Origin of the sequence: Winogradskyella sp. 4-2091 (genome assembly GCF_045765065.1) — a bacterium.
Taxonomy (GTDB): domain Bacteria; phylum Bacteroidota; class Bacteroidia; order Flavobacteriales; family Flavobacteriaceae; genus Winogradskyella.
Genome location: NZ_JBJKOD010000009.1, coordinates 64,301 through 77,489, shown reverse-complemented (window position 1 = coordinate 77,489; position 13,189 = coordinate 64,301). Strand labels below are relative to the sequence as shown.

Here is a 13,189-nt window from a genome sequence, read left to right as displayed (position 1 = left end):
AGTTAATATTAAAACATTTACTTTTCATGCCGTTTTTTGTGTTGTTTATCGAAGATCTTTACACATTAACTAAGATTAAAGTAGGCTAACTGATTTATAGAAATTACCAAAATAAAAGCAAATATCTTTGTTTATACCGATGAATTGTACATATTTGTAGTTACATTGGTAATATTGTTTCCCCAAAGCAAAAACCTACTTAGACATGAAAACACTTTACACAACAGTGTTCTTACTTTTGGCATCATTAGTTTATGCCCAAAAATCTACATTATATCAAAATGTAAATGTAAGAGCGCAAGAACTTAAACACAACCTTAACAAAACTGGAGATAGTCTCATATTAAAATGTGAGCGAACAGTATACGAAATTGTTATATTCAACGATGATTTTGAACGTGTTATTAAAGTTAGAGATAATGAAGCCGTTATACCTATCGCTGATGTCCCTGTTGGAAGATATATTGTAGAAGCCTTGCTAAGTGACAAGTTAATAGTAATGACTCTATTAAGAAATGAATCTTTTGGAACACCTCCTCCTAAAGCTCTTATAACGGATAGCTCTGATTTATTTGGAACCAAACAAAAAAAGGAAGCTGTAGCGAGTGTTGAAGTCCCAATTAAGACTCCAGAAAAAGAAGAAATTAAAGTTGCTGCAATTGAAGAGACTCAACCGATGGAAGAACTAACCAGCAGTGAGAATCATATAAAAAAGACAGATTTAGCGGTTGCAGGTAAAAAGTCTGAGCCAGAAAAAGTAAAAAAACCAAGGCTAAAAAGAAAGGTAACTTATACCAAACCTAAAGATCCAACGGAAAGTAGTTTATCATTATTTAAATCTGAAAAACAAACCGCTAGTACTTCATCTAAAAGATCTACCAGAGAAGTCGATGCTGCGAGAGCTAATAGAATTGAGAGTACATATTGGGTAGAATATAGAATTAACAATGGACAGAGCTCTCAAAAAATACAAAAATTAGGAGATCAAGATACGGTTGATCGTATGATTAGAAAAATAGAGATTGATAAGAAAACTAAAGCCGGACGATTAAATGAACTTATTATCTGGACGGTTTATGATCCTCCACAATTTGTAAATCACAAAAAGAACAATAAATCGAACTTTACAACATTACCATCGGAAAGCTTCAATCTAGAACCTTATTACAAGCAAGTAAACGATCCGGATAATTTGTAATTTTCATAACTTAAATACATAAAACGTAATATATAAATCTCAGATTAGTAATTAATCTGAGATTTTTTTTACAATTAATCCAATCACTCTAACGGACTAGCTTAGTGAATCTCCATGAGATAATCACACCTCAACAAAACCCACTTAATCATCTGAAATTAAACAACTTAAACCAAACAAACGCATTAATAAAAAAATTAACTTTAATACCTTTTTTTTGCACTACGTCGATAGTGAATACAACTCAACAATAAAATAAGTAATGTGTCCATTTATCTAAAATTAGGTTAGTATAATACTTTAATTTTACACTAGCTAAGTGAGTAATCCCTAATTACTTTTTGCTATTAAATTGTTCCCAAAAACAAAAAACCTACTTTATTATGCGACTACAAATTACACTCGTGTATTTGCTTTTGACTTCTTTTGTTTATGGTCAAAAATCCACGTTATTCCAAAATAAAAATTCTAGAGCTTTAGAGCTAAAACACGAACTAAATAAAACTAACGATAGTCTTATTTTAAAATGTGATCGTACCATATTCGAAGTCGTTTTCTTTAACGATGATTTTGAAAGGGTCGTTAGAGTTAGAAAAAAAGAAGCCAAAATCGCTATAACAGATTTGCCAGTAGGTCAGTATATAATTGAAACACTTCTTAGAGATAAACTCATTGTACTTACTTTAGTAAGAAACGAAGAGTTTAAATTACCCAAACAGGATATTATAGCTAATGTTGTAAAGCAGGAAGAAAAAAAACCTACACCCTCTCAACTTTTAAACAGAGAAACGATAACTAAAAAATCTGATTTGGCAGTAGCAGGAAAAAAAGCTGTTAGAACAGTTGAAGTAAAAAGAAAGCAATCCACAGCACTTTATTGGATAGAATACAAAATCAATACGGGTCAAAACACACTTAAAACCGAAAAATTTGGAGATCAAGCAGCTATTGACCAAATGATTAGAAAAATTGAAATAGATAAAAAAACTAAAACAGGTCGCTTAAATGAGTTGATAGTTTGGAAAGTGTTTGATTCTTCCAAGTTTTTAAAACATAGAAGAGCAAACAAAAACAATTATTCTACAACAGCATCAGACAGCTACAATACAGAGCCTTATTACAAAGAAGTAAATGAGCTAGACAGCAAATAGTCTACTATTTTTTTAACTCTAATTTCTCAGCAAAATAATCACAAAAATCTTTCATTGTTGCAGTCATTTTTTCATCTTGAGTGGCTCTTAAAAACGTATCACTCATTGTGACTAATGTTTGATGAAAAAACAATTTCATTTCATCTACAGGCATATCCTTTGTCCATAAGTCTATTTTTAGAGTTTCTTGCGCATTACTATCCCAAACAGATAACATTAATGCTTTAGCTTCTTCATTATTAACACCACCATCTTGTGCAGACCAGTTTAATTTTTCTGGCACACGGTTTTCATCAAGTTCTACGTTTAATACTATCTTAGATTTTATAACTTTAGACATTACTTTTTTGGTTTAAAATTTGCGTTTCTAAATATTTCTTCAGGTTCAGTTTGCATTATTTTTAACACATCATCCTCTACTTTTTCAGCATAAGCTTTAACAATTTGCCAACCTAAATACTGACCTAATCGTCCAGGCGAATCATTATCTAATTCTAGCCCAAATTTTGTAAATGGTGCATCACCAACAAAGCGACTTGGCAATTTACTGTTTGTACTATAAAGGAATTCTTTTTCTACAAAATAACTCCATATCTGGCTTTCATTTGCTTCTGCCCATTTTAACTGCGCTTCAGAATATCCTATTTTTTCAGCGTCAGTTTTAAACGGAATCATTACGTCTTTAAAGTATAACAACTTACCAAAGTAAATCATCTCATCTAACAGCGTACTTCGCCTAGTTTGAAAATTATATTTTGATGCATACCCATTTGCTACATCAGAGATAATCTGATCTTCTTTCATATTGGCAGCGATATACATTGGTATATTTTGATAAAATGGATGACTAGCTCCTAAATAATTATCTAATGCGATAAGAACAATAGAATCGTTAACAAAGGTTTTATCTCTGTAAGCTACATCGTTAGTTAAAGTTATAACTCTAGGAGCCTTAAAGGTTTTATCATAATATTTTAGATGCTGAAATAAGCCTTCTAACTCTTTTGTAGCCGTATTGACATCTGGAAATTTCTCTTGTACTTCGCCTAGTAATTCATTTTGTAAACTATCATTCATTTTTTCAATCCAGAAAGAATCCGGATCACTTATAAAAAAAAATGGGTAAGCCTCTTTTAATTTTTGAAGATCTTTAGGCTCAGCCTCAAAAAACGCTTTATCAAAACGTTCAACGTAAAAATCTATATCAATCTCAGCAATTTGTTTTTCTAGTTTAGACTCCTCTTCACAAGACCATATAACTAATCCTATCACTAATATTATAAAAAATCTTATCTGCATTTTATAAAACATTTTTAATCCTAACACGTTTGCGTTATTTTTGTTGTGCAAAGGTACACTTCTTTGTTATAAAAACTCAAAAATTATGCAGACAGAAAAGATTGTAAATCATATTGTAGATTGGTTAAAAGACTATGCCACTAAAGCTGGTGTTAATGGTTTTGTAATAGGAATTTCGGGCGGAATTGATTCTGCCGTAACCTCAACTCTTTGTGCAAAAACAGGTTTAGATCTTCTCTGTATTGAAATGCCAATTCACCAAGCCGCTAGCCACGTTACAAGAGCACAAGAGCATATTGCTCAATTAAAAGCGCGTTTTCCTAACGTTAAAGATGCACGAGTAGACTTAACACCTGTGTTTGAAGAATTCAAAACAGAAGTAAATTTAGATGGTAAGGAAGCAATTGTAAATATGGCTTTAGCAAATACGCGAGCGCGTTTAAGAATGACTACGTTGTATTATCACGCTGGTCTTTTAGGTCTTTTAGTTGCAGGCACAGGGAACAAAGTTGAAGATTTTGGTGTTGGGTTTTATACTAAATATGGAGATGGTGGAGTTGACTTAAGTCCGATTGCAGATTTATTAAAGTCTGAAGTATATGAAATTGGATCCTATCTAAAAGTGCCAGAATCTATAATGAATGCAGCGCCTAGTGATGGATTATTTGGTGATGCACGAAGTGATGAAGATCAAATTGGAGCTTCTTACCCAGAATTAGAATGGGCAATGCAAATGAAAGACGAAGGAAAATCAGCAAATGATTTTGAAGGAAGACAACGAGAAGTTTATGAAATCTTTTCTAGATATAATAACTCTAACAAACATAAAATGGTCGCCATACCAGTTTGCGAAATCCCTAATAATTTAAAATAAATTTTGCGTTTTAATATACTAAATAGTGAAATTAATCAATTTTTCACTATTTTTACCTAATTGAATCTACACATTGTATTGATTATAGCCTATTAAATTATTAATAATCCTAACCAACCAAATAAAATACAATAGTAATGATACATATTTTACTAGTTGATAATCATCCCATTATACGCAAGGGATTAGAGCTATATCTTAACAGCAAGCCAGACCTTAAAGTAATAGGAAGTTTAGAAAGCGGAATTGAAATATTTGAATTTGTTAGACGTAATAAAGTAGATGTTATTATATCTGAAGTAGATCTTCCAGAACTTAATGGAATAACTGCACTTAGAGCTATAAAAAAAGAATACAAGTCTGTAAATGTATTAATGTTTAGCCACCAACCCGAAGAAATTTACGCCATAAGCACACTAAAAGCAGGTGCATCTGGTTATTTAAATAAAACTGCTGAAGTCGAAGCTATAGAAACTGCTGTCCGAAAAATTCATGCTGGTGAGACTTCACTTAGTGAAAAAATGGATAAGCACCTTCGTTATGAAGACACCAGAAAAAGCAGAAGTAGAATGTTTAAAAAACTATCAACACGAGAGGTAGAAGTTTTAAAACTATTATCCATTGGTCGTAAGAATAAGGAAATTGCGCAAGAATTAGATATCAATGAAAAAACAGTAAGTACTTATAAAGCACGCTTGTTTAAAAAACTTAATGTAACCAACATTGTAGACTTAATTCACCAAGCTAAACACCATAATTTAGCTTAGATAATAATAATAATAGAAATAACAGATGTCATGTAACTTTACGTGGCATTTTTTTTATGTTTTTAGCCAACAACTTTACCCAACTTACGAGACAATAACATCTTAAGACCTACGTAATCTTTAACATCTTCTATAATGGATCTCGTATCCGCGTTTTCGTTTAATGTTTCATTTTTATATTCTGCCACTTTTTGATCTATAAGATGACATCTTAAACTTAAGATCGTTTGACTTACCAGTTGAGAAACTGCATCCTTCTTTTCTTTAGGCACAATTTGATTACGCTCCCAATCGTGTAGATTATATCTTTCATCTTCCATTAAAATGCTTGTAACTAAACTTGCAGCTTCTTGATCGAGTTGGTTTACAAAGTTTTTAGTTGAAAAATTTTCATCAACATTCAACTTATCAATAATAGAATAATATAAAGCCTTAAACTGAGGGTTAGAAAATTGCATTTCATCTTCTTGAAGGTCTAGATATATTTTTTCGAACACTCTTGTTTCGTGTTGAGTAGGCTCTAAAACTAAATCTCCTGAAGCCTCATCTTCCTTTAATATTAAGTCCTCAAATTGTTCGGTTCTTTCACCATACAACATCAGAATTTCAATAATTTTACGTTCTAACTCAAACTGAACATCTACCTTTTGCTTAGGCTTTTGTTCATTTTTCACAACCTGAAATGCTTGTTGTTCTTGCTTATGACTCTTACTAGCGTCTTGAGTCTCTTTTTTATTTATCTGTGCTAACGTACTAAAAAGTACAGTTTCACTTATATCCATAATTCGAGCACACTCTTGTATATAGATTTCACGCTTTATCTGGTCTGGTATAAGTGCAATACTATTTACAATTTCTCTAATAGTCTCTGCTTTCTTAATAGGATCATTGTTCGCTTCTTTTACCAATAATGACGCTTTAAACTGAATAAAATCCTTTGCATTTGCATTGAGGTATTCCGTAAGTTCTTCTAATGTATTTGATTTTGAAAAACTGTCAGGATCTTCACCGTCTGGAAATGTGCATACTTTTACATTAACACCTTGTTCTAGAATTAAATCTATACCACGAATGGAAGCTCTTATACCTGCTGCATCTCCATCAAATAGTACTGTAATATTATTAGTAAGTCTATTAATTAGCCTTATTTGATCTGAAGACAAAGCAGTTCCAGAAGAGGAAACCACATTGGTAATTCCGGTTTGATGAAATTGAATAACATCGGTATAACCTTCTACCAAATAACAATTATCTTCTTTAGCAATACTCTGTTTGGCGTGATACAAACCATACAAAACTTTACTTTTGTGATATATTTCACTTTCAGGAGAGTTAAGATATTTAGCTGCTTTTTTATCGGCCACTAAAATACGTCCTCCAAAGCCTAGAATTCTTCCACTCATACTATGAATAGGAAACATAACTCTACCTTTAAATCTATCGAAACGCTTTTCGCCCTTTACAATAGTTAAACCTGTTTGCTCTAAAAAATTGATATTATAACCTTTTCCTAAAGCATCATCAGTAAAGGCTTGCCACTCATCTAACGAATATCCTAATTGAAACTTTTTAATCGTTTCTTCTGTAAAGCCACGCTCTTTAAAATAACTCAAGCCAATTGCCTTACCTTGATTACTATTATGTAATACTTTTTGAAAATAAGTGTTGGCATATTCACTTACCAAATACAAACTTTCTCTGGTATCAGCCTGCGCTTTTTCCTCGTCAGTTTGTTCTGTTTCTTCAATTTCAATATTATACTTTTTTGCTAAATACTTTATAGCTTCAGGATATGTAAAATGCTCATGTTCCATTAAAAAAGTCACAGCATTCCCTCCTTTTCCACTCGAAAAATCTTTCCATATTTGTTTTACAGGTGAAACCATAAAACTTGGTGAACGCTCTTCACTAAAAGGACTTAGCCCTTTAAAATTACTACCAGATTTTTTTAATTGTACAAAATCGCCAATAACCTCTTCTACGCGAGCGGTTTCAAAAACTTGTGCTATGGAACTTTGTGAAATCAAATATCTTGGGTATTAAATAGTCTGCAAATTTAAGAAGATAAATTGATAATTAATCAAACTGTAACCGCTCATATGTTAAACAATAGATAATTGAAACTAGGAACATACATCTATTTACTATATTTAAAATATGAATAATGCCGCGGAAAACACTAAAACGAAGTCTTCAGACTCTCATAACAAACGTAAAATATATAAGAAAAAGAAATATACAATTCCTATAATTATAATTACTACTCTAATAGCCTTAAGAATTTATTTGCCCTATTTTGTTAAAGATGAAGTTAATAAAGTCTTGGCTGATCTTCCTGGATATTTTGGTAAAGTTAAAGATATAGACATTTCACTATTACGAGGTGCTTATGTTATTGAGGACTTATATCTTAATAAGGTTAATGCTAAAACAGAAGTGCCTTTTCTTAATTTCCCCAAAACAGACATATCTATACAGTGGAAATCAATATTTAAAGGTAAAATTGTGAGTGAGATAATCATGACCAATCCTGAAATTATATATGTTATGGAAGATCAACAAACAGAAGGAAAAACTGCAGATTCTGATGATTGGACAGAAGCCTTAACCGACTTAGTACCTATTGATATTAATAATTTTGAAATTCATAACGGAAAGATGGCGTTTGTAGAATTGCAGGCAGATCCTAATATTGATTTACATTTCAACAAATTAAATTTAACTGCAAAAAATTTGAGAAACGTATCTTCTAAAGAGCACACTTTACCTTCTCCCATTTATGCAACCGCGACTTCTATTGGAAATGGAATGGTCACTTTAGATGGCAATATTAATCTTATTAAAGAAATACCAGATATGAATATTGAATTTGGCCTAAAAGGAGCTGATGTTACTGCTTTAAATCCGTTTACAAAACATTACGCAGGCATTGATTTTAAATCTGGAACATTTGAGCTTTTTAGTGAAATGGCTATTGCAGATGGTTATCTAAAAGGCTATATGAAACCATTAGTAACCGATTCTAACCTAATAAGTAAAGAGGACAGTTTTCTTAGCATTTTGTGGGAAGGTTTTGTTGGTTTTTTTAAATTCATTTTAAAGAATCAAAAGACTGATACCTTAGCCACAAAAATACCTATTGAAGGCGATCTTACTCAAATTAAAACAGGAGTTCTACCTAGTGTCCTTAACATTTTAGAAAATGCCTGGATAAAAGCCTTTAAAGGTGTTGTTGATGATGATATTGAATATAAAGATGCTTTAGACGCCAAGAATTAACGTAAGATGGTTTAATTTATAAAAACCAATATAAATTAATGTATTATCACATTCATATTATATAACTTTAACTTCATATTTTGAACTTAAATAGAATGAAATTTAAATACAACGCAACTTCTCTTAGGCTTTATTTTGCCGCTGTAAGCCTATCATTAATCTACATTTCTTGCACAACAAAAAGGGCTGAACCCTTTTCTTTCATTCAATTATGCGATACACAGTTAGGAATGGGTGGTTATGAACATGATATTGCCACTTTTAAACAAGCTGTATCTCAAATAAATGAATTAAACCATGATTTTGTAGTCATTTGTGGTGATCTTGTTAACGACGCTGCTGACAGTAGCTATGTTGAATTTAAAGACATAATGAAAGAATTAAAAACACCTTGTTATGTAGCTGCTGGCAATCATGATGTTGGTAATATCCCTAATGACTCAACACTTCGTTTTTACAGAAATACTATTGGCAAAGATTACTATGATTTTAAACACAAAAACAATGCTTTTGTTGTTATAAATACCCAACTACTTAAAGTAGATGTTGAAAATGAATCTGAAAAGCATTACAACTGGTTTAAAAATAAACTTGAAAGTCATAAAAAAGAACAACATTCTGTATTTGTAATTGGTCATTATCCTTTGTTTACAGAGACACCTAACGAAGAAGAACATTATTTTAATTTACCTGTGGATAAAAGGAAAGAAATATTAGAATTGTTTAAGAACAATAATGTTGCAGCATATTTATCTGGTCATACACATAAGTTAACCATCAATAATTATGAGAACATTCAACTAGTAAGTGGTGAAGCTACAAGTAAAAATCTAGATGATAGACCACTAGGATTTAGGCAATGGGAAGTTTCGGGAGATACAATTGAACATAAGTTTGTTCATCTTAAACCTATTAATCAAATTCAGCAGTAAAAATAAAAAGCCCAAATCTAATAATAGATTTAGGCTTTTTATCTCAACTAAATTGATTGGTTAATCTAAATCAAAACGCAACCCAACAGAAATATTATTCTGGTCTATTGCTTGGTCTTTAAATAATGGATTTAGATCATATTTTACGTAAAGTGATATATCATCATAACCTACATATGCACTTAAACCATATACAAAATTAGAAGTGTTATAATTTTTTCTGATTTTATCCTTAACACGATCTCCATTCTCTTTATACTTCAGTTTTTGCAATGTACCAAGCCTTAAACCTCCATAACCACCAATCCCGAATTTAAATTGGTTTTCCGTCGTATACCTTATTTTATTCTCATATTCTCTTTTTTTAGATGGTCCAAATTCTAAGTGAAGCGGAAACACTAAATTAGTTACTCTAAATTGTGCTTTATCGAGATCTACTGGAAATTCTTGTAATGACGTTACATCTTCTGATTGTACAAAATATTGATTATCCTTCATATTCAATTTGTTCCATTGAAATGAAAACCCATAATTCACTCTCATAAAGTTAGAGTCTTTAAAAAGACGTGTTTGCCATAGCCAACCCAACTCTACAAAACCAGAACCTCCAATCTTATATGGAGAATCGTCTAAATTTTCGCCATCAATTAATGTGTTATTGAAGCCTATAGCAAAAAGTAATTTATTAGTGGTTCTAAGATCGTACTTAGGAGCTTTATCCTCAGACCCTATATTGATATGCAAACCATTAGATCCAATGTTTAATTCTACCTTCTCGTCATCGTCGCTTCTATATTGATAAGCATCATAGCCATTACGCTTTAGTAAAGCAATTTGCTTATCTATAATAACCGTTCTGTTTTCAATATTTAGCACAGCTACCTTTGCAGCTTCTTTCTTTAGGTTTTCAGCTTCTGCAGCTGTGATTTCATCGGCATCTAACCTATCATTGATTTTTTGAATTTTTAACTTTAAAGCTCCTTTTTCTTGTGCTTCAATTTGAGACCTTTCTTCTTCTAATTTAACAATTTTGTAATCTATTTTTTCCTTTCTAATAGAATCTAAATCCTTTGTTTGTGCTTGTAAATGTGATATTGTAATGCTTAAAATTAGGCATACTAATAGCTTTGTAATTGTGTTCATGACTGTTCGTTTTTTGATTAATGATGATTTATTTTGATTTGATGATTTTAGTTGTTTCGATCTGCAACTGCTGTTTTTACTGTATTATAACTATCCTTTAAAGCTTCAAAGACTTTTGTTCTAAAAGATTGCCCCATTTCATCCTCTACACTTATTAATAAGGCTTCCGCATCTGTAACCTTAATGGATTCACTTTTAATATTTTCTTTAAATAGTTCTTTACTTGCTACTTTTAATAAGGAATCTATTTCTCTATCACTTACTTCAGGCTGTTCACTTTTTAATTCTTGCATTGCCACAGCTAGAGCCTCTTTCAACATAGCATTATCTATAATATTCTGTTCTTCTTTTTTAATCACCTTATTTTTTACAGTGACACTTTCAGTTTCTTCGCTATTGTCATGAGACGCGAGTTTAGAATCAATTGTAGCTTGGCCTTTTGTTACCTTCTTAAAATCATTATGATTTGAGTTGTTTAGCTCTGGTAATATTTCTGATTTTTCTAGTTTTACCTCTACAACTTTTTCGTGCTCAACTAATTCAATAGCGTTTTTATTTGGCTGAATTTCACTTTTATTTATTTCAACTTCATTATTGTCTTCATTTACAAATTGTGGAAGATTTTTATCTGAATCTACTGTATTAAAAAACTGAACCGCAATTGCCGTCATAAGCAATAAGCTTGCAGCAATACTTAACCACCAATACAATGGTTTTTTTGATTTTTTTTGGTCTTCATCCAATCGATCAGATAATTTAGACCAACCATCTTGTGATGGCGATAAGATTCTTTTTTCTAACTTATCTTTTATGTTTTCTTCAAATTTAATTGGAGCCATAACTGTTGTTATTTAATTCTTTAATTTTTTTCTGTAGCATTTGACGTGCTTTAAACAATTGCGATTTTGACGTTCCTTCAGAAATCTTTAGTAATTCTGCTATTTCTTGATGCTTGTACCCTTCTATCGCATACATTACAAATACCATTCTGTAACCTTCTGGCAAACTATCTATTACTTGTTGTATTTCTGCAACTTCTATATTTGAATTGATGTTATTTGAAGAATCATGTTCTAAGTAATCATCTTCTACCGCAAACTCTATTTTCTTTTTCTGTCTTAAATACGAAATAGATTCGCGAACCATTATTCGCCTTATCCAACCTTCAAAGCTTCCTTCATTTTTAAATGATTTTAAGTATTTAAATACTTTAAAAAAACCATTTAGCATTACTTCTTCTGCCTGATGTACATCTTTTATATAATACCTACATACACTTAACATTTTTGGCGCATGCAACTCATATAAGACATGCTGTGCTTCACGATTTTGTTTCGCTGCACGTTCTATAAGTTTCTTTTCGTTTTTATGAAGCTGAATAACTTTCATTGATTGTAATAAGTACTGATTGTTTACAGATGCCTTTCTATTTATAAAGACGCAATTCTTTATCCAAGGGTTGCCTGGAGAGTAAAAAAAAATTAAATTAATTTTTAATATGCTGTTTTACAGTATTCTATATTATTTTTTTCTATCAATAACATAATCCACCATGAGCTTTAGAGATGCTCTGTATGGAGATTCTGGGTAAGTTGCTAATAAGGATAACGCTTCCACTTGAAACATTTTCATTTTAGAAACCGCATAATCAAGTCCACCATTTTCTTTTACAAAAGTGACAACTTGCTTAACTCGTTGTTTATCTTTGTTATGATTTTTTACCGAATTAATCAACCACGATTTCTCTTTTTTAGTGCAGTTGTTTAAGACATATATTAAAGGTAGTGTCATTTTCTGCTCCTTAATATCAATACCAGTTGGTTTACCAATCGCTTCTTGGCCATAATCAAATAAATCATCTTTAATTTGAAAAGCCATACCTATTAACTCACCAAACTTTCTCATAGTTTCCACTTCTGGAGTGTTAGGCTTAACAGAGGCAGCACCAAGACTACAACAAGCTGCAATTAAAGTTGCTGTTTTTTGCCTTATTATTTCATAATATATATCCTCTGTAATATCTAACTGTCTGGCTTTTTCTATCTGCAATAATTCACCTTCACTCATCTCACGTACTGCGACAGAAATAATCTTAAGTAAATCAAAATCATTATTGTCAATTGACAACAACAATCCTTTAGACAGCAGAAAATCTCCAATTAAAACCGCTATCTTATTTTTCCAAAGTGCATTAATAGAGAAAAAACCACGTCTTCTATTACTATCATCTACAACATCATCGTGGACTAACGTCGCTGTATGAATTAACTCAATAACCGAAGCGCCTCTATAAGTACGTTCACTTACCTCACCATTATTCATCATTTTAGCAACTAAAAAAACAAACATAGGTCGCATTTGTTTTCCTTTTCTGTTAACTATATAATGTGTAATCCGATTAAGAAGTGCAACTTTACTTGCCATGGAGAGTTGAAACTTTTGTTCAAAAAGATCCATCTCGTAGGCAATAGGTTGTTTTATTTGTTCGGTTATTTTCATTTATCTATAAATGATGACTTAATTCACAAAACTACAAATAATGACTA

General features: G+C 31.4%; 13 protein-coding genes. 6 read left to right on the top strand and 7 right to left on the bottom strand.

What is annotated here, in order from left to right; translation table 11 throughout:
- Nucleotides 1-205: 205 nt before the first annotated feature.
- Nucleotides 206-1,198, top strand: coding sequence for a hypothetical protein (locus ACJBCC_RS12670; RefSeq protein WP_407557370.1), 993 nt, complete (start codon nucleotides 206-208; stop codon nucleotides 1,196-1,198).
- Nucleotides 1,199-1,581: 383 nt separating this feature from the next.
- Complete coding sequence (locus tag ACJBCC_RS12665; RefSeq protein WP_407557369.1) at nucleotides 1,582-2,349, top strand: hypothetical protein; 768 nt, start codon at nucleotides 1,582-1,584, stop codon at nucleotides 2,347-2,349.
- A 4-nt stretch (nucleotides 2,350-2,353) separates the two neighbouring features.
- Here the strand turns inward: ACJBCC_RS12665 and gldC are convergent, their stop codons facing one another.
- A complete protein-coding gene (gene gldC, locus ACJBCC_RS12660) occupies nucleotides 2,354-2,689 on the bottom strand; it encodes a gliding motility protein GldC (protein WP_173280069.1) in 336 nt (111 codons plus the stop codon).
- Nucleotides 2,689-3,648: a gliding motility lipoprotein GldB gene (gene gldB, locus ACJBCC_RS12655; RefSeq protein WP_407557368.1), complete on the bottom strand. Its 960-nt coding sequence runs from the start codon at nucleotides 3,646-3,648 to the stop codon at nucleotides 2,689-2,691. Before gldB ends, gldC begins: the two co-directional genes overlap by 1 nt.
- A gap of 85 nt (nucleotides 3,649-3,733) precedes the next feature.
- Between gldB and nadE the strand changes: the two genes are divergently transcribed.
- A complete protein-coding gene (gene nadE / locus ACJBCC_RS12650; RefSeq protein ID WP_299101856.1) occupies nucleotides 3,734-4,522 on the top strand; it encodes an NAD(+) synthase in 789 nt (262 codons plus the stop codon).
- A 137-nt stretch (nucleotides 4,523-4,659) separates the two neighbouring features.
- Nucleotides 4,660-5,289, top strand: coding sequence for a response regulator transcription factor (locus ACJBCC_RS12645; protein WP_299101857.1), 630 nt, complete (start codon nucleotides 4,660-4,662; stop codon nucleotides 5,287-5,289).
- A gap of 62 nt (nucleotides 5,290-5,351) precedes the next feature.
- On the opposite strand, the gene dnaG is transcribed toward ACJBCC_RS12645, so the two are convergent.
- Complete coding sequence (gene dnaG, locus ACJBCC_RS12640) at nucleotides 5,352-7,316, bottom strand: DNA primase (RefSeq protein ID WP_299101860.1); 1,965 nt, start codon at nucleotides 7,314-7,316, stop codon at nucleotides 5,352-5,354.
- Nucleotides 7,317-7,446: 130 nt separating this feature from the next.
- Here dnaG and ACJBCC_RS12635 point away from each other — a divergent pair, with 130 nt between their 5' ends.
- Nucleotides 7,447-8,568: a DUF748 domain-containing protein gene (locus tag ACJBCC_RS12635; RefSeq protein WP_407557367.1), complete on the top strand. Its 1,122-nt coding sequence runs from the start codon at nucleotides 7,447-7,449 to the stop codon at nucleotides 8,566-8,568.
- Between the two features lie 95 nt (nucleotides 8,569-8,663).
- Complete coding sequence (locus tag ACJBCC_RS12630; RefSeq protein WP_407557366.1) at nucleotides 8,664-9,500, top strand: metallophosphoesterase; 837 nt, start codon at nucleotides 8,664-8,666, stop codon at nucleotides 9,498-9,500.
- A gap of 60 nt (nucleotides 9,501-9,560) precedes the next feature.
- On the opposite strand, the gene ACJBCC_RS12625 is transcribed toward ACJBCC_RS12630, so the two are convergent.
- The 4 genes from ACJBCC_RS12625 to ACJBCC_RS12610 form a co-directional block, all read right to left on the bottom strand.
- Entirely contained in the window at nucleotides 9,561-10,643 is a 1,083-nt protein-coding gene (locus ACJBCC_RS12625; protein WP_407557365.1) for a hypothetical protein, read from the bottom strand.
- Nucleotides 10,644-10,690: 47 nt separating this feature from the next.
- Nucleotides 10,691-11,482 (bottom strand): hypothetical protein, encoded by a 792-nt coding sequence (locus ACJBCC_RS12620; RefSeq protein ID WP_407557364.1) that lies wholly within the window; start codon nucleotides 11,480-11,482, stop codon nucleotides 10,691-10,693.
- Entirely contained in the window at nucleotides 11,469-12,032 is a 564-nt protein-coding gene (locus ACJBCC_RS12615) for an RNA polymerase sigma factor (RefSeq protein ID WP_299101867.1), read from the bottom strand. The genes ACJBCC_RS12620 and ACJBCC_RS12615 overlap by 14 nt, the downstream gene beginning before the upstream one ends.
- Nucleotides 12,033-12,164: 132 nt before the next feature.
- Entirely contained in the window at nucleotides 12,165-13,142 is a 978-nt protein-coding gene (locus ACJBCC_RS12610; protein WP_407557363.1) for a polyprenyl synthetase family protein, read from the bottom strand.
- Nucleotides 13,143-13,189: the final 47 nt, after the last annotated feature.